Genomic DNA, 17,552 nt, shown 5'->3' on the forward strand with positions numbered 1-17,552 from the left:
CGCACCTGGCGTGCTCAGCCCAGGTGCTGCAGCTCGCGCGACAGCTGGGTCTCCAGATCGCGGATGTTGCGGTACACGAGGCAGCGGTAGGCCGCGACGTCGAACTTGAGCTCCTTGAGGTCGCGGACGAGCAGGATCGTCGGCCGTCCCTTGCCCCACGCGTAGCCGACCTCCAGGTACACGTTCGGGTTGGCCATGGAGAGGTCCGCGATGACGACCTTCGCCGTGTCGATGCGCTCTTTGATCCGCTGGATGATGGCGCCCTCGAACACGGCCTGATCCACGCGCTCGCACAGCAGCCCCGCGCCCTTCACGGGGCCCAGGATGCCGTAGTGGTAGACGTCCTCCATCTCCGGAGCGAAGGGCATGGCGACGAAGGCGTGGGGCTTGGCCAGTGACTGCGCACCGGCCGTGGCCATCGGCGGCGCCTGCACGTGCTGGCTCGTGCGCTTGACGCGGAAGCCCCAACCGCTCGGCAGGGGCTCCACCCCCGGGCTCTTCCCGAGCCCCCTCTCCAGCGCCTTGCGCAGCCGCTCCGCGCGCCGCTGCTCCAGCTCCACCACGGTGATGCGCTCCAGCCCCTCCGGCCCGGCGCCCCGCATGAAGGCCTCGACGAGGCCTCCGACGAGCGCGAGCGCCGCCTCGTCCTCATCCAGGCCGTAGTTGGGGCCATGCACCGTGCAGGCGATGTGGCGGAGGCCCGGGCGCGACTCGAGCGCCTTGAGCGCCCGGGCCGCGAACTGGCGGATCTCGTGGTAGCCGAACTTCCCCAGCTTCACGGTCCCGAGGAAGAGCGCCAGGGGCGCGCCGATGGCGCCCCGCGTCTCGATGAAGACATGATCTCCGATGGGCACCGAGAAGCGATCCATCGGGATGCCCGCGTGTTCGAGCAGCAGGGCCACGGCCCGATCCGCGCCGTAGAAGCTCTGGGCGTGCTTGAGCAGCACCACGTCCGCACGCGTGTCGGTGATGTTTCCGGCTTCCAGGACGACGTCGAGGGCAGCGCTCATCGGGAGGGACTGTCTCACGGAGGAGTGGGGCCCGCCACGGGGGCCGGGGTGCTCGCGGCGGAGCCGGATTGCCGTCCGCGCTCCCGGCCAGCTTCACTCCACTGCAATCCCTAATCGTGGTGCAAAGGGATGGTCTGTCTGTAGAGCCCTGGAGGACTGGCCAGTCGTGGACAGCCCCATCCCTCGGGCCATGCGACTTTGCCCCGGGAAACAGGCATCATTCGAGGCGCGCTCTCAGGAGGTGCTTCATGAAGCCGTCCCTCGCCGCCCTGTCCTTCGGAATCCTGTTGTCCGGCTGCGCCCAGCGAGCGCCCGAGCCTCCACCCCGGCCCGCTGTACCGCGCCCCGTCGCAGCCGCGCAGGCTCCCGCCCCCACCGTCACGGCGTTGGCCGATGCCCGCTCCTCGTACACCTATGTGCCCGCGAGCAAGCGGGATCCCTTCCGCGTCGACTTCGAGCGGCCTCCCGCTCCACCGCCTCCGCTGAACTGCGACGAGCCGCTCTGCCGCTACAGCCTCGATGAGCTCAAGCTGACGGGCATCGTGTCGGGAATGGGCAGTCCCGTGGCCGTGCTCGAGAGCCCGAGGGGAAAAGGTTACTCGGTCTACCGGGGCAGCAAGGTGGGCAGGTACGGCGTGGTGAAGCAGGTCCTCCGTGACGCGGTCGTCGTGGTCGAGTCCTGGCCCGATCCCCGCGGCGTCGCACGCAAGGAGGAGATCGTCCTGCGGATGCGCGCGGATGCGCCGCTCATGCTGGACGAGTAGCTGCAGCTCATGACGAGGTGACTGGCGGCGGGGCCGGAGCGACCTCGACCGCGCCTCCTGGCTCCACCGTCACCCGCACCGGCAGGAAGTGCTCGATGAGCCACGCGTGCGTGGTGAGGTGCTCCGTCACCCGCGCCGTCGTGTAGCGCGTCGTCCCCGGAGAAGAAGGGCCCAGCTTGCCCGCCGCCAGCAGCGCCGCGGGCAGGAGGATCTGATCCCCGAGGTGCTCGTCCAGCGCGCCCCCGCTCTCCATGAAGCGCGCCACCTCTTCCGCCGCCTCGCGTCCCACGTCCTCCGCCGGACGCCCCCGCTTCCCCAGCGCCGTGAAGCCGGCGATCGTGTGCTCGAACTGCGCCAGGATGAACGTCACCGTGCCCACCGAGTGCGTCACCGGCAGCGGGCGGTTCTCCGCGTGGCTGTAGAGGCCCCGCTCGCGCAGCGCCGCCACCGCCTCCTTCGACTGCCGCTCCGCGATGCCAAAGGGCAGCCCTCCCACGAACGAGCCCACCGCGATGTCCCGCAGCGTCCCACGCGCCGGCAGCTCCACCCGGCTCGGCGGATCGCGCACCGGCTCCACCTCGGCGATGAACTCTCCGGCCCCCTGGGGATAGAAGCCCGCGTGCACCAGGCGCAGCGAGGCATTCATCCCGTACGCCTTCACCACCGGCAGCCACACGCCCACCACGTAATGGTAGCTGGGGCTGTGCGGCAGATGCGTCCCGCCGCGCAGGGTGAGCGAGCCGCCTCCCGCCAGCGCCAATGGGTAGAAAAGGCACTGGAAGAGCAGCGGCGTGCTGCCCGCCGTCCCCACCTCCAGTAGGTAGTCGCCCGGGTGCACCGGCCCTGGCTCGAAGCGCAGCTCCGAGGCGCCCACCGCCGCGCCCTCGCTCTGGCCGCCGCTGATGGCTTCCGCGCCCCGCACGCAGGCGAGGTGCTGCGGCCTCAACCCCGGCGGCTGGCGATTGGCCCTCACGTTCTTCATGTGGAAGGGCCTCCCGGTGATGAGCGACAGCGACAGCGCCGAGCGGAGGATCTGCCCTCCCCCCTCGCCCTCGCTCCCGTCGATCTCCACCGGTCCGTCGTGGCGGTCGGTGCCTGCCATGCCCCTTCCCCCTCCGAGAAAGTCCGGCGCAGCCTAGCAGAAGGCTTTCGGTTACTGTCCGCCCGCCTTGGCCCTCGCGATCTTCCTGTTCACCTACGTCTTCATCGCCGGCATCCGCCTCCCCTTCCCCAAGCTGGATCGCCCCGGAGGCGCGCTCGTGGGCGCCGTCCTCATGGTGGTGGCCGGTGTCGTCGCCCCCTCCGAGGTCTTCAACTACAGCTCCGACCCCGCCCGGCACGCCGTGGACATGGACACGCTCGTGCTCCTGCTGGGGATGATGCTGATCGCGGACTACCTCTCGCAGGCCGCCTTCTTCCGCGCGGCCGGCGCCTGGGCGCTGCGCAAGGCCCATACACCCCGGTTGCTGCTCGTGGCCGTGGCCTGCACCAGCGCCTTCCTGTCCGCCTTCCTCGTCAACGACACCATCTGCCTGATGCTCACCCCGCTGGTGCTGGTGGTCGTCGAGGACGCGCGCCTGCCTCCCATCCCCTACCTGCTGGCCGTGTGCATGGCCTCCAACGCGGGCTCGGTGGCCACCTTCACCGGCAACCCCCAGAACATGCTCATCCAGGGCGCCTCGGGGCTGCCCTATGCGCAGTTCGTCGCGTACATGGCGCTGCCGGCCGTGCTCTCCACCGGCGTGGTCGTCGCGGGGCTCCTCTTCGTCTTCCGCAAGGAGCTCTCGCACGAGCGCTTCGACACGCACCCGCCTCCGCCCGCCGTGGACCGGCCGCTGCTCGGGCTCACGCTCGTCACGCTCGTGGGCGTGGTGGCCGCCTTCTTCATCGGCCTGCCCATGAGCTGGAGCGCCCTGGCCGGCGCCGCGGTGGTGATGACGCTCTCGCGCCGCGCTCCGCCCCGCCAGGCCATCGAGCGCGTGGACTACGTCCTGCTGCTCTTCTTCGCCTGCCTCTTCGTGGTCGTCTACGGCGTCAACAAGGCCGGCTGGGCGGATGACATCTACCGCATCTTCTCGCCCTTCATGTCCGGGCCGCCCTGGCGCGAGACGCTCGGCTTCGCCGGGCTCACGCTCGTGGCCTCCAACCTCTTCAGCAACGTGCCCTTCGTCATGCTGGCGCGCGCCTGGGTGCCCACGCTGCATGATCCCGTGCTGGGCTGGCACGTGCTGGCGCTCGGCTCCACCCTGGCCGGCAACCTCACGCTGGTGGGCAGCGTGGCCAACCTCATCGTCTTCGAGGCCGCGCGCGGCAAGGCCGAGCTGAGCTTCCTTGGCTACCTGCGCGTGGGCCTCCCCATCACGCTCATCAGCTTCGTGCTGGGGCTCGCGGTGCTCCTCGCGGAGCACGCGTTCTTCTGACGGTTCATCCGCTTCAGTGAAGTGACCAAAGGGATTGCTGCTCCCTCTCCCCTCGGGAGAGGGTCGGGGTGAGGGTATCCGAGCCCGTTCTTCAACCAGTGGCCCTCGGTGTGGACAGAGGGTTGAACCCGGGTTCTCCCGATACCCTCACCCTGTCCCTCTCCCGGAGGGCGAGGGGACAGTGCCACCGGTCAGTACATGTTCCCAGGGGCACTCCTGCGTGGACCTAATTGAAAGGGATCAGGCGTCCGGATCCGGCAGCTCGCCGGGAGCCAGCTCGGGCTCGGCGGGCTTCGGAGGTGCCGGCAGCTCGCGGCCCGTGTTGTGGATGCTGTCCGAGCCGGACTGCTCGGCGTCCGCGGGCAACGCCCCGCCCGGCTTGCGATCCGGCGGGCGCAGCTCCTCGGCGAACTGCGCGGCGACCACGTCCAGCATCCCCGTCAGCTCCTGGCGGAACAGCGCGGGATCCTTCCCCACCTTGAAGGGATCCAGGTGCTCGGCGCCCTCGGTCACCCGGTCCACCTCGAAGGGGCGGCGCCAGATCTCCGCGCGGCCGTTGATCTTGAACATGCGCGCATAGCCCCGCATGTACGCGCCCGCGTGTCCCTTCACGCTGCGCATGCCGTAGTCCTGGATGACGAACTCCACCACCGAGTCCGCCCCCAGCCGCGTCAGCAAGTCGTAGTCCGGGGCGTTCGCCGGCACCTCCTCCACCAGGAAGCTCTCCAGCATCGTCGCCACCCGCGCCGGATCCAACGCGTGCACCCACGGCCGCTCCTCGGGGAGCTGCCGGAACGTGTTCACGCGCAGGCGCTCGGAGACCTCGAAGCGGCTCACCGCCGAGGTCAGCTTCGCCTGCAGCCGGCGATCCGCCTCCTTCGGCTCCAGCTTCTTCAGCTTGCCCTTGTAGGCGTCGTCCTTCTGGAACACGACGCTATGCGGGCCCGCCTCGAGCTCGATCCGGGAGATGAACGCGGGCCGTGACACCCGATCCAGGTCCGAGCCCGCGAGCCGCTGCGAAGCACAACCCCCAGTCAGAAGCACCAGCAATGCGAGGAATGAGATCCGCCCCATTCCCCACACATACAGCATTTTTCCGCTTCCACCCAACGCGGAGCGTCAATCGGAGGACACTCACTCCCAGGGGGAGCAGGCTTCAGAACAGCAGCAGCTCCTCGTGGGGCTCCAGCGTCTCCCCGGTGACCTTCGTATGCCCTCCGAGGAGGGCCTCGTTGCTGCGCTGGCGGGACTCGGTGAGCTCGGAGACGAGGGCGAGGATCTGCGGATGGGTGAGGATGAGGGTGTCGAAGTCCTCACGAGGCAGGCGCAGCAGCGAGGTGTTGCGCGCGGCCGTCACGGTGGCACTGGCGGGCGTCTTCTGCAGCAGGGACATCTCGCCGAACAGCTCGCCCTCGCGCAGCCGGGCCAGGGACTGTTCGCCCTTGGAGACGGCCACCTCGCCGGAGAGCACCACGTAGAGGCCGTCCACCGGGTGGCCCTCGTGGATGATGGTGTCGCCGCGGCGCACCTCGCGGGCCCGGAAGCGCTCCACCAGCTCGCGCCGGTCCTTGCGGCCGAAGGGCTGGAAGATCGCCGAGGTGTTCACCACGTCCGACAGCAGCCGCTGCCGGCAGAAGCGCCTCAGGGCCTTGGCCACCTGGGGGTAGCTCCGGGAGAGGCCCGCGAGCACCGGCGCGGAGATCTCCAGCACCTGCGTGTCCTCGGAGGCGCTCACCACCGAGGCCGAGCGCGGCGCGCCCGACAGCAGCGCCATCTCGCCGAAGAAGGCACCCTCGCCCAGCTGGGCCAGCTCGCGCAGCTCGGCGCCGGCCTGGCGCACGATGCGCACGCGGCCCGCGCAGATGACATAGAAGGCATCGCCCTTGGTGCCCTGCTCGATGATGCGCCCGCCCTCGGGGAAGCGGCGCAGCGGGCAGCGCTCGAACAGGGCGATGAAGGCGTCGCGCGGCAGGTCCGAGAAGAGCGGAATCTTCGGCAGCGCCTCGTCCTGGGGGGCCGCCTCGGCGACGGGCTCCTCGGCCTCCGGCGTGCCCGGCGCGTCCACCGCGGGCGCGGCCGAAGCGGCCTCCGAGGGCTGCTGCTCCGCGCCCGCGAGCGCCGCCAGCTCCACCGCGTGCAGCAGCGAGTCCGCCTGGACGGCGAGCTCCGTGAAGGGCGTGCTGCCCGGCACCGGGGGCTGGAAGTCCACGCCCTCCTGCGGCGTGAAGCGCTCGAGGCGCGGGGAGGCGGGCCGCACCGCCGCCACCCGGAGGGGCTGGGGCGGAGGCTCGGGGGCGGAAGGCGCGGGGGGCTGCTCCGTCACCGCGGGCCGGACGTCGCTCGAACGGCGGCGCAGGCCCGGAGGCGCGGACTTGGCCACGGGGGCCTGGGTGGACGCGGCCTCCGTGCTCCCCTTCTCCGCGTCGCTGAGATCCAGCTCGACTTCGATGTCCGGCGCGGCAGCGGCGGGAGGCTCGGCACCCGCCTCCTCGAGGTCCAGCTCCACCTCGATGCCCGACAAGGACGAGGCGGCCTTGGGCTCGGGCTCCGGGGCGGCCTCGTCCTCGGCCAGGGCGTCGTCGATGTCCGGCGGCAGCTCGATGTAGAGCGCGGCCTGCTTCACCACTGGAGACGCCACTGGCGGCGGCGTCACCGCGCGAGCCGCGCCGCCCCCTCCGCCCCGGCGGGCATAGAGGTTGGCCAGCATCTGCTGCACGCCCTGGTGCGACGCATCCAACTCCAGGATGAGCTTGCTGGCGGCGATGGCGCGCGGGAGGAACCCCTCGCGGGCGAAACCCTCGGCGGCGGCCTGGTAGGCGGAGATGGCGCGGGCGCTGTTGCCCACCTTCACCCAGGCATCTCCCAGCCGCACGCGCGCCTGGTAGTCCTTCGGATCCAGCTGACAGTATTCCTCGAAGAGCTCGGCGGCCCGGACAAAGCGGCCCTTGGTGAGGGCTTCGTTGGCTTTGTCCCTGAGCTGCCGTGGCTCCATGTCAGCGTGCCCCCTCGGCCGCGGTCGTCGTCTTGGCCAACGCCGTCACCGCTGCCTCTCGGACCCGACGGTAATAGTCACTCTTGAGCGCGTCCAGTGCGTCGGCCTGGGCACCGGTGCCCATCTTCGTGAGGGCACCGGCCGCCGCGGCCCGGATCTCCGGCAGGTCGTGGTACAGGTCGCGCGCCACCAGCTCGGCCGCCGTGGTGTCGCCGATCTCCCCCAGCGCCGTGAGCAGCTCGCGCCGGCCCACGCCCGAGGGATCCTGCAGCGCCTTGACCAGCGTGGGCACCGCCTCCTTCGCCTTCAGCCGGCCCAGCAGCGTGGCGGCCAGCACCAGCTCGGGGCCTCCCTCGGAGACGGCCTTCTGGAGTTCACCCACCGCGGAGGCCGGCGCGCCCGTCTTCACCAGGGCGTCGAGCACCACCAGCTTCTCGCCGCTGACCTGCGGCAGCAGCTCCACCAGCGCGGAGCGGCCGGCCTCGCCCTCCTCGGCGAGCGCCTGGGCCAGGGCCTTCACCAGATACCGGTCCGCCTCGAACAGGCCATTCTTGGCGAGCGCCACGCCCTCGGGCCCCAGGCGCGTCAGGCCCACCAGGGCGGCGGTGCGCACCGTCACGCTGGAGTCCCCGGCGAAGCTCTTGAGCAGCTCCAGCGCCCCGGGCGCCTTCACGGACCCGAGCGCGCGCAGCAGCCCGGCCAGCGGCTCGAGCCGGGCCGAGTCCACGTCATCGAACAGCTCGGCGGGCGCGCGCTGCTGCACCACGGGCCGGCCCATGTCTCGCGCCTTGGCCGCGTTGAGCGCCTTCACACGGGCCATGAGGCTGGAGTGCTTCTCGCCCTTCTGCCTGTCCCCGCCGCGCTGCTGCTGCTGCTGGGAGGGATCGAACCCCGGCCCGTAGCGCTCGGGGAGCGGCTGGGTGACCCAGTCCTGGCGGAGCGCCTGCGCGGCCGCGAGCTCCTGCTCGAACGCCTTCTGCAGCACGGGAGCCGCGGAGGTCTCCCCGATGGCGGCGGCCGCGTCCACGGCGAGCGCGCGCAACGTGGCATCGCCCTGGGTGACGTAGGGCAGCACCTTGGGAAGCAGATCCTTGGCCGCGGGGCCGAGGCCGATCACCACCTGCAGCCCGCCAGCGGCGGTGGAGGCGCGCGACAGGCGCTCGACGATGGGCTCCATGGGGCAGCCGCCGCGCTCGCGCATGGCCCGGGCGACGGGGACGGCCTCACTGGTCTCGGCATCGAGCGCGATGGCGCACAGCGCGGCATCGGTCTGAGGCTGGCGCGGCATGGCGAGCAGGGCGTCGATGGCCAGGGGGCTCACGGAGCTCTTCTCCACCGCCACGGCCTGCAGCCGGGGAATGGCCTGGGGCTCCTGCAGCCGCGTGAGGGCCGTGATGGCGGACTCGCGCAGCTCGGGGAAGCTCTCGTCCAGCAGGGGAAGGATGGCGGGCACGGCGCGCTTGTCACCCAGGTCCCCCAGGCCGCGCACCGCGGCGGCGGCGAGGATGACCTGGCTGCCGCGCACCAGGGGCATCAGCCGGTTGAAGGCATCGGGACGGCCGCTCTTGCCCAGCTCCTCGGCGGCGCCCACGCGCTCGGGCAGCGAGCCCTCGTTGAGGGCCAGCAGGTTGCGCTCCCAGATGGCCTTGGACTCGGCGGCGACGACCTCGGCCATGGCGCCCGGCACATTGGCCTGCTTGAGGGCCTGGACGATGACCTGGCGCGTCTGGCGGCCGCGGCGGCCGTACTGCAGGGTGAGGTAAGCCTTGGCCTTGTCGTTCTTCACCTGCGCCAGCGCCATGGCCGCCTGGCCCTGGACATCCACGTCGGAGTCCTCGAGCAGCTCGCCGAGCAGATCCACCACGCGGGGATCCTGGCTCTTGCCAAGCGCGGAGGCGGCCTCACCGCGGACGATGGAGGCCATGTCCTTGGCGGCGCGGGTGAAGAGGGCCAGGTCGTCGGGACGGGCGTCCTCGGCCAGCTTCTTCACGGCGAGGGCCCGCACCTCCGGGCGAGGGCTCTGCAGATCGGCGAGAAGCTGATCGCGGCTACCACTGCACCCGGCGGTGACGAGAAGAGACAGGACGACAAAAAGGGGGCGCGCGCCGGTTCGCATCGTTCTCCGGGGAGGGAAAGCGTGAGACGCCGGCGGTTATATCAGCGGTGCGCGCGACCGCCCACGACTCAGCGGCCCTTGCGAGGGCCCCCTCGCCCCCTGGGCGCCCCAGCACCCCGAGGCCCACCGGCGCCACGAGGGCCACCAGCGCCGCGAGGGCCACCGGCGCCACGAGGAGGCCGGGGGGTCCACTCGGACGTGGGGCCCTGCTTCTTCGCGCGCCAGTTGGTGAAGGGACGCGAGCCCTCGCCAGTCTCCTCGCCTCCCGGACGTGCCGCACCGCGGCGCGCGGGGCCACCAGCGCCCGCGCCGAAGGGCTTGCGCGCGGGACGCTCGCCGCGCTCCTCGCCCCGGGGCGCCCACTCACGGCGCTCCGGACGGGGACCACGCGCGGGGACCCGGCGCTCGGCGCTCGGATCCGAACCGAAGGACTCGCGCGAGGGACGAGCACCACGCTCGCCACGCTCCTCGCCCCGAGGCGCCCACTCACGGCGCTCCGGACGGGGACCCCGCGAGGGAACCCGGCGCTCGGCGCTCGGCTCCGAGCCGAAGGACCCGCGGGCGGGACGAGCACCACGCTCGCCACGCTCCTCGCCACCCCGAGGTGCCCACTCGCGGCGCTCCGGACGGCCACCCGCGCCAGCACCGAAGGGCTTGCGCGCGGGACGGTCACCCGCATCCGCCCCGAAGGGCTTGCGCGCGGGACGAGCACTGCGCTCCTCGCCACCCCGAGGCGACCACTCCTTGCGTGCAGGGCGGTCACCCGCGCCCGCACCGAAGGACTTGCGCTCCGGACGAGCACCGCGCTCGCCACGCTCCTCACCCCGAGGCGCCCACTCCTTGCGTGCAGGGCGGCCACCCGCGCCCGCACCGAAGGACTTGCGCTCCGGACGAGCACCGCGCTCGCCACGCTCCTCACCCCGAGGCGCCCACTCCTTGCGCTCGGGACGGCCACCCGCGCCCGCCCCGAAGGGCTTGCGCGCCGGACGATCACCCGCGCCGAAGGGCTTGCGCTCGGGACGGTCACCCGCGCCCGCGCCGAAAGGCTTGCGCGCCGGACGGTCACCCGCGCCCGCCCCGAAGGACTTGCGCTCCGGACGGCCACCCGCCCCAGCGCCGAAGGGCTTGCGCGCGGGACGGTCACCAGCACCCGCGCCGAAGGGCTTGCGCGCGGGACGGTCACCAGCACCCGCGCCGAAGGGCTTGCGCGCGGGACGGCCACCCGCCCCAGCGCCGAAGGACTTGCGCTCCGGACGAGCACTCCGCTCGCCCCGGGGCGCCGGCTCATCGCGATCCGGACCGGTGCTCGCGCTCTCCTCCAGCTCGTCCTCGCCAGGCGTCCACGTCCCGCGACGCTCGGCACGGCCACCCGCCGCGCTACGGAAGGCCGGCCGGGAGCCACCCTCGCCCCGCGGGGCGAACGTCTTGCGCTCGGGAGCACCCGCGGCCGCCCGTGCCGGACGCTCCGCCTTCATGCCCTTGCGCTCGGGACGCTCCGTCCGGGCGGCCCCGCGCGGCGCGGGCTTCGCCGCCGCACGCTTCCGGGCCGGCGCGGGAGGCGCCTCGTCACCAAAATCATCGTCATCCATGTCCGCCGTCTCGAATCCCGGGGCCGAGCGCCCATGGCGCCTCGGCGGCAGCCGGAGCTCGCGCTCGGGCGGCGTGGCCTTCCCGTCGGCCACTTCCTGCAGCATGCGCACCTGGTTCTCCGACAGCGGCTTCATCTCACCGGGGCGCAGGCCCTCGACGGTGATGCCCGCGTAGGAGGGCCGGTACAGGCGGACCACCGGGGCACCCACCGCGGCGCACAGGCGCTTGATGAGGTGCGGGCGGCCCTCGGCCACCACCAGCTTCAGCCAGGTGTTGCGCTCGGCCTGCTCGAAGACGTCCACGCTCAGCGGCGTGGCCATGCCGTCCTCCAGCCGTACGCCGCTGCGCAGCTTGTCCAGCGTGGCCGCGTCCGGCACGCCCTTCACCTTCGCCAGGTACGTGCGCGGCACCTGGAAGCTCGGGTGCGTCAGCTTGTGCGCCAGCGCCCCGTCGTCCGTGACGAGCAGTGCCCCTTCGGCGTCATAGTCCAGCCGGCCCACCGGGAAGAGCCGCTTGCCGGTCTCCTCGATGTAGTTGGCCACGGTGGGACGGCCCTGCGGATCCGACAGCGTCGTCACGACGCCCACGGGCTTGTAGAGCAGGTAGTAGGTGGACTCCTCGGGCGGCGTGACGAGCTTGCCGTCCACCGTCACCAAATCCCCCGGCTCCACCTTGGAGCCCAGCTCGGTCACCTTCTGGTTGTTCACCGTCACGCGGCCCTCGGTGATGAGGTCCTCCGCGTGTCTACGAGAGGCCACGCCCGCGCGGGCCAGGTACTTCTGCAAACGTTCAGACGCCATTTCCGCCACCTTCCACTTCTTCGACCACCCGTCAAGCGGGCTCTGCTGGCCCCTTATCACCCTCGGCGGGTGGAGGGGTGGGGTTCAGGAGGCTGGAGGCGGCCTTCTGCGTCTTCTCCGCGGCGTCCATGGCCTGCTCCAGCTCCTCGAGCGCGGCTTCCGACGCCGCCACGCTCTTGTCCATGCGCTTCTGGAAGTCCGGATCCGCCAGCAGCTCCACGGTGCCACTGGCACTCGGGGCCGCCGGCCGCTCCTTCTCCACGATCTCCTGGTGCTCCTGCGTCAGCTCGTGGAACTCGCGCAGCGTGGGCAGGGCGGACAGGTCCTTGAGGGCGAAGAACTCGAGGAACTCGCGGGTCGTCCCGTACAGCATGGGCCGGCCCACCTCCTCCTTCTTGCCGAGGATCTTGATGAGCTTGCGATCCAGCAGCGCCTTGATGACGGCGCCGCAGTCCACGCCGCGGATGTCCTCGATCTCCGGGCGGGTGACGGGCTGGCGGTAGGCGATGATGGCCAGCGTCTCCACGGCGGCGCGGGTGAGGCGCTGGGGCTTCACGCGCAGGTAGCGCCGCACGTACTCGCCCGAGTGCGGATCCGTGCGGAACTGCCAGCCGCCGGACACCTCGTACAGGACGATCCCGCTGATGCCGTCGCGGTGGACGCCGGAGATCTGGTTGAGCGCCTCGACGATCTTCTCGCGCTCGATGCCCGTGGCCTCGTAGAGCTGATCCAGGTCCAAGGGCTTCTCGGCGACGAAGAGCACGCTCTCCAGCACGGTGCGGATGCGCTCCGGGGAGAGGTGGCGGCTCTTGAGGACGAGCTTCTCGAAGGACGACTGGAGATCCGGGACCTCGTCGGCCTCGATGGTGGCGACCTCGGAGTCCTCCAGCTCGTCCTCGTCACCAGGGCCGGTGACAGCGGCGATCTCTTCCTCGGTGAAGGGGCTGGGGCCGCCGGAGGAGCGCGGGGGCTTGCCTCCCGTGTCCTCGGGGCCGTTGTTACCGGTACTCACTCTCATCCACCTCCGTGGGGACCAGCCGATCCAGGGCATCCCCGTTGGGCGTGAGCATGATGTCCGCCAGGGGGGCTTCCTGGCTCACCTTGAGCAACCGCCGCTTCACCATCTCCAGGATGGCCAGGAAGGTGATCACCAGCTCCTGACGCGTACGATGCTCATCGAACAGGCTCTCGAAGGTACACGCTCCCTGGGCCTTCAGGCGCTCGGCGATGCGCAGGATGGCCTCGGAGATGCTCACCTTCTCGCGCACCACCTCGTGCTGCAGCTTGGGAGCCAGGCGCTCCAGCACCCGGTCGAGCGACTCGATCAGCTTGAGGACGGAGAACTCCTGCAGGCCCACCTCCTCCTCGGGGATGGGCACGGCCTCCACGGGCACGCGGCGCGGGAAGACGTCGCGATCCAGGATGTCCTGCTTGGCCAGCTGCTCGGCGGCGTCCTTGTACTTCTGGTACTCGAGCAGGCGGCGCACCAGCTCGGCGCGCGGATCGCCCGCGTCCTCCTGTTGCAACTCCGCCACCGCGTCCGCCGCCTGCTCGGCGGTGTCCTGGCGCGGCAGAAGCATGCGGCTCTTGAGGTGCGCCAGGGTAGCGGCCATCACCAGGAACTCGCCGGCGATGTCGAGGTTGATCTCCCGCATCCGCTCCAGGTGCTCGAGGTACTTCTCGGTGATGAGCGCCAGGGGGATGTCGAAGATGTCGAGCCGGTGCTCCTTGATGAGGTGGAGCAGGAGGTCGAGCGGTCCCTCGAAATTGGGCAAGGCAACGCGGAACGCGTCGCCCGGACTGCGGGGCACGTCTGCCTCGAGGGTCTCCTCGGTGGGAGGGGCGCTGCGACGGCCTGCGCTCACCAGACGTCCTTCACGCGCTCAGGGAACGCCGACGGCGCGGCGCACCCGCTGCATGAGCTGGGAGGCCTCGGCACGGGCCCGGTTGGCGCCATCCTGGAGGATGCGCTCGAGCTCGGCGGGATCGCGCTTGAACTCCTCGTACCGCTTGCGCGCCGGACCGAAGGTCTCGTGGTAGGCCTCGAGGAGCAGCTTCTTGTAGTCGCCGTAGCCCTTGCCACCCGCGCGCCAGGTGGCATCCACCTCCTGGAAGCGCTGCTCGGGCAGCATCAGCTTGAGCAGATCGTACAGGGGCGCGTTCTCGGTGGGCTTGGGAGCCTCGACGGGCGTGGAGTCCGTCTTGATGCCCATGATGCGCTTCTTGATCTCCTTCTCTTCTCCGAAGAGCTCGATGGTGTTGCCGTAGGACTTGGACATCTTCTGTCCGTCCACACCCGGCACCGTGGCGGTGCTCTCCTGCACCCGGGCCGCGGGCAGCTTGAGGATGCCGGGGGCATGCCCCTTCTCCTTGCCCTCGGGGTCCTGCGGGTCGTAGCCCGGCACGTACGTCATGTTGAACTTCACCGCCCAGTCGCGGGCGAACTCGATGTGCTGGATCTGATCCTTGCCCACCGGCACGACGTCCGCGCTGTAGAGCAGGATGTCGGCGGCCATCAGCACCGGGTAGGCGAAGAGCCCGAAGTCCGGGCTGATGCCCCGGTCGATCTTGTCCTTGTAGCTGTGGGCGCGCTCCAGGTTGGCCATCGGCACCACGGTGCCGAGGATCCAGTAGAGCTCGAGGACCTCGCGCACATCGCTCTGGCGGAAGAGGACGGCCTTCTTCGGATCCAACCCGAGCGAGAGGTAGGCCATGGCGGCCTCGCGCGTGAGCTCGTCGGCCAGCTTCGCGTCCCGGACGGTGGTGAGCGAGTGGTAGTTGGCGATGAAGTAGTAGCCCTCGCCCTCCTCCTGCAGGTGCACGAACTGCCGGAGCGCGCCGTAGTAGTTGCCGATGTGCAACCGGCCCGAGGACTGAACTCCCGAGAGGATCCGCATGACTCCCACGCCTATACACGAAAGGGGTGACAGCCCTGGTTCGCACACCCAGGGCCACCCTGCAACTTTCCTGCAAGCCCGTTGCACGGAACGAACCCGGCCGCCCGCTCCCCGAGCAGACCGACTACTGGGAACTTCTCGGCAGCCGAGAAAAAGGACTGTGAAATCAGAGGGTTGCGGAGGTGGGAGGGCTTCGTTAGGGTGCCCTCCCGAGCAGGAAGGAAGCCGTCGACATGGATCGGTTCAAGGGGAATCTGGCCAGCTACCGGCTGCAGCTGTTGATGCCCGCGTTCTTCGAGGAGCCCGCGATGGACGGGATGCTTCGGGTGGAGCGGGGAGCGGTGCGCCGGCACTTCTTCTTCCAGCGCGGCTACCTGGTGGGAGAGAGCTCCAGCGAGGCGACGGAGCACCTGGGACAGGTGCTGGCGCGGCTGAGGATCCTGGACGCGGCGAGGGCGGCGGAGGCCTTCTCGGAGGCGGAGGCGGCGGGGGTGCCCTTCGGCACGTACGTGGTGGAGCGGGGCCTGGTGGCGAGGCGGCGGCTGGCGGAGGCGATGGAGCACAAGGCGCGCGAGGCGCTGTTCGACTGCTACGGGTGGGAGTCCGGAGAGGTGGAGTTCCGCCAGGGGCTGCCGCCGCTGGGGCGGGCGGTGGAGCTGCAGCTGGGGTTGAAGGAGCTGCACCGGGACGCGCTGGCGCGGCTGCTGGAGTGGAAGGTGTTCTGGGATCTCTTCCCGGGGCCGGACACGCCGTTCGGGGTGTACCGGGAGTTCGCGGTGGAGACGGTGTCGGCGGCGGAGGAGCAACTGCTGCAGCTGGCCGAGAAGGGGGCGACGCTGAGCGAGCTGCTGGCGGCGTCGCCGGAGGGTCCGCTGCACGGGGCGCGCTGGGTGCTGCGGCTGTACCGGCGCGGGGCGCTGACGCCGCGCAAGCCGAGGGGCCCGCGGGTGGGCGAGGCGACGGAGCTGGCGGATCTGCTGGAGCTGGCGCGAGGGCTGGTGGACGGGGGCCGGTACGAGGAGGCGGTGGCGGTGGCGGCGCAGGTGCTCGAGCGTGCGCCGGTGCCGGAAGCGCACGCGCTGTACCGGGAGGCGGAGGTGCGGCTGACGGTGGCGCTGGCGGACGAGGTGCTGGCGTTGGACGGGCGGCTGTTCTTCGAGCCGTTGCCGCGCCCCCCCCCGCCGTCGCTGACGGCGGACGACCTGTACCTGTACACGAAGCTGCGGGGCAGCCGGAGCGTGCGCGAGGTACTGCGGAACACGGCCATGGGCGAGCTGGCGGCATACCGGGCGTTGAAGCGGCTGATGGCAGCGGACGTGGCCCGGGTGATGCCGGACATGGGGGCCCCGAGGCGGCGCTCGAAGACGGAGCCCTTCGGACTGCCCATCGTGGTGCGCTGAGGGAAGCACGCTCAGCGTCAACCAGACGAAGCCGTGCGATGTCCCCTCTCCCTTTGGGAGAGGGCTAGGGTGAGGGTATCGGGGCCCGTGCCGTGCCGGCCCGTGGCCACCACAGCGAGCCCAGCGTCAACGGGAGCGCATCAAACGGCTCGGCAAGCACCACGCCCTCACCGCTGTGCCGGACAACGTGCAGCCAGTCTCTCTCCTGCCGCCGGTAGATCTCCAGACTGCGAGCAGACGGATCGATGAGCCAGACATGGCTCACGCCCTCGCGGTGGTAGAGCGGCAGCTTGCGTTTCCTGTCGACGTGCTCAGTCGAGGGCGAGAGCACCTCACACACCCAATCCGGAGCCACCGTCGAGTAGGGCGCCTCCATGAAGGGCGGCACGGGCAACCGATCGCGACGCCACCCCGCGAGATCCGGCACCAGCACATCTCTCCCGAGGTGGAGCTCCGGCTCGTGGAGGATCCACCACCCACCACCGCCCGGCCCCTGCTGTCCCAGATCGGAGACAGGACCCAGCAAGACACTGAGAGCCCAGGCCACCCGCGCATGGGGCATGGCGGGTCGAGGCGAAGCAACCAGCTCGTCACCCAGGATCTCCCCGACCCATCCGACCGGCAGCGCCTCGATGTCCTCGTACGTGGCCGGCTTCTTCCCCTTCCCCATCTCCGCCCCCCTACCTCTGTGGTCAGAACGCGCGAGGCCGCGCCTCGCATCCCTTGCTCCGTCCATTCTACACCGGAGTCTGACGTTTCCGGTAGGGTCCTCCGCACGGCCGGGGCCGAGGCGGCGCCCAGGGAGTCCACACCGGCGGACTCTTGCGAGCGGTCAGCGCCTTCCCCTATGACCCGGCCGCCTTCTCACCTGACAGGAAAGCAGCCTCCATGCTCAAGAAGATCCTCCTTGGTGCCGCCGTCGTCATCCTGGCGCTGTGCGGCGTCATCGCCATGCAGCCGTCCACCTATTCCGTGCAGCGCACCGCGACGTTCAAGGCGTCGCCGGACATCACCTTCGCGCTGGTGAACGACTTCCACCGCTGGGGCGAGTGGTCGCCCTGGGACAAGATGGACCCGAACCAGAAGACCACCTTCGAGGGCGCGGCCACGGGCGTGGGCGCGAAGTACGGCTGGTCTGGCAATGACCAGGTCGGCGAGGGCCGGATGACCATCGAGGAGAGCAAGGTCAACGAGTTCGTCCGCATCAAGCTGGAGTTCATCCGGCCGTTCGAGTCCACCAGCCCGACCACCTTCACCTTCGCCCCGGCGGCCGAGGGCGTGTCGGTGACGTGGAAGATGGACGGGACCAACAACTTCATGGGCAAGGCCTTCTCGCTGTTCGTGAACATGGACGTGATGGTCGGGAAGGACTTCGACAACGGCCTGGCGGCGATGGGCAAGATCGCCGAGGCCGAGACGAAGAAGCGCGCCGAGGCGGAGGCCGAGAAGCTGGCGGCCGAGAAGGCGGCGGCCGCGGCTACTGCTGCCGCTCCGATCGAGGGCCAGCCGGCTCCCGCGGGCGGCCAGACCGTGGCGGCCCCCACGCCGTAGTGATGTGGAGTG

At 70.8% G+C, this 17,552-nt stretch carries 14 protein-coding genes; 4 read left to right on the forward strand and 10 right to left on the reverse strand.

The genetic code is table 11. From position 1 onward, the window contains the following. Nucleotides 1-14: 14 nt before the first annotated feature. Nucleotides 15-1,010: a hypothetical protein gene (locus tag NR798_RS24890; RefSeq protein ID WP_375764976.1), complete on the reverse strand. Its 996-nt coding sequence runs from the start codon at nucleotides 1,008-1,010 to the stop codon at nucleotides 15-17. 248 nt (nucleotides 1,011-1,258) lie between these two features. Between NR798_RS24890 and NR798_RS24895 the strand changes: the two genes are divergently transcribed. Continuing rightward, nucleotides 1,259-1,774 carry a pilus assembly protein PilP gene (locus NR798_RS24895; RefSeq protein WP_375764977.1) on the forward strand — a complete coding sequence of 172 codons (516 nt, stop codon included), beginning with the start codon at nucleotides 1,259-1,261 and terminating at the stop codon, nucleotides 1,772-1,774. Between the two features lie 7 nt (nucleotides 1,775-1,781). Here the strand turns inward: NR798_RS24895 and rtcA are convergent, their stop codons facing one another. Then, nucleotides 1,782-2,876, reverse strand: a complete 1,095-nt coding sequence (rtcA, locus tag NR798_RS24900) for an RNA 3'-terminal phosphate cyclase (protein ID WP_375764978.1) — start codon at nucleotides 2,874-2,876, stop codon at nucleotides 1,782-1,784. A 67-nt stretch (nucleotides 2,877-2,943) separates the two neighbouring features. On the opposite strand from rtcA, the gene NR798_RS24905 reads away from it, so the two are divergent. Beyond that, nucleotides 2,944-4,194 carry an SLC13 family permease gene (locus NR798_RS24905; RefSeq protein ID WP_375764979.1) on the forward strand — a complete coding sequence of 417 codons (1,251 nt, stop codon included), beginning with the start codon at nucleotides 2,944-2,946 and terminating at the stop codon, nucleotides 4,192-4,194. A 240-nt stretch (nucleotides 4,195-4,434) separates the two neighbouring features. On the opposite strand, the gene NR798_RS24910 is transcribed toward NR798_RS24905, so the two are convergent. From NR798_RS24910 to trpS, 7 genes are all read right to left on the reverse strand, one after another. After that, nucleotides 4,435-5,268 (reverse strand): hypothetical protein, encoded by an 834-nt coding sequence (locus NR798_RS24910; RefSeq protein ID WP_375764980.1) that lies wholly within the window; start codon nucleotides 5,266-5,268, stop codon nucleotides 4,435-4,437. Nucleotides 5,269-5,350: 82 nt separating this feature from the next. Continuing rightward, a complete protein-coding gene (locus NR798_RS24915) occupies nucleotides 5,351-7,186 on the reverse strand; it encodes a cyclic nucleotide-binding domain-containing protein (RefSeq protein ID WP_375764981.1) in 1,836 nt (611 codons plus the stop codon). 1 nt (nucleotide 7,187) lies between these two features. Then, entirely contained in the window at nucleotides 7,188-9,302 is a 2,115-nt protein-coding gene (locus tag NR798_RS24920; RefSeq protein WP_375764982.1) for a HEAT repeat domain-containing protein, read from the reverse strand. 68 nt (nucleotides 9,303-9,370) lie between these two features. After that, nucleotides 9,371-11,692, reverse strand: a complete 2,322-nt coding sequence (locus NR798_RS24925; protein ID WP_375764983.1) for a pseudouridine synthase — start codon at nucleotides 11,690-11,692, stop codon at nucleotides 9,371-9,373. 31 nt (nucleotides 11,693-11,723) lie between these two features. Continuing rightward, a complete protein-coding gene (gene scpB, locus NR798_RS24930) occupies nucleotides 11,724-12,704 on the reverse strand; it encodes an SMC-Scp complex subunit ScpB (RefSeq protein WP_375764984.1) in 981 nt (326 codons plus the stop codon). Then, on the reverse strand, nucleotides 12,691-13,557 hold the full coding sequence (locus NR798_RS24935; RefSeq protein ID WP_375764985.1) for a segregation and condensation protein A: 867 nt from the start codon (nucleotides 13,555-13,557) through the stop codon (nucleotides 12,691-12,693). Before NR798_RS24935 ends, scpB begins: the two co-directional genes overlap by 14 nt. 18 nt (nucleotides 13,558-13,575) lie before the next feature. Then, the gene (trpS, locus tag NR798_RS24940) at nucleotides 13,576-14,589 is read right to left on the reverse strand and encodes a tryptophan--tRNA ligase (protein WP_375764986.1); all 1,014 of its coding nucleotides are present in this window, start codon (nucleotides 14,587-14,589) and stop codon (nucleotides 13,576-13,578) included. A gap of 233 nt (nucleotides 14,590-14,822) precedes the next feature. On the opposite strand from trpS, the gene NR798_RS24945 reads away from it, so the two are divergent. After that, nucleotides 14,823-15,989, forward strand: coding sequence for a DUF4388 domain-containing protein (locus NR798_RS24945; protein WP_375764987.1), 1,167 nt, complete (start codon nucleotides 14,823-14,825; stop codon nucleotides 15,987-15,989). Nucleotides 15,990-16,053: 64 nt separating this feature from the next. On the opposite strand, the gene NR798_RS24950 is transcribed toward NR798_RS24945, so the two are convergent. Next, complete coding sequence (locus NR798_RS24950; protein ID WP_375764988.1) at nucleotides 16,054-16,659, reverse strand: Uma2 family endonuclease; 606 nt, start codon at nucleotides 16,657-16,659, stop codon at nucleotides 16,054-16,056. A 218-nt stretch (nucleotides 16,660-16,877) separates the two neighbouring features. Here NR798_RS24950 and NR798_RS24955 point away from each other — a divergent pair, with 218 nt between their 5' ends. Further along, entirely contained in the window at nucleotides 16,878-17,540 is a 663-nt protein-coding gene (locus NR798_RS24955; RefSeq protein ID WP_375764989.1) for an SRPBCC family protein, read from the forward strand. Nucleotides 17,541-17,552 lie beyond the last annotated feature (12 nt).

Origin of the sequence: Archangium gephyra, from assembly GCF_042230915.1 — a bacterium.
Taxonomy (GTDB): Bacteria; Myxococcota; Myxococcia; order Myxococcales; family Myxococcaceae; genus Archangium; species Archangium gephyra_B.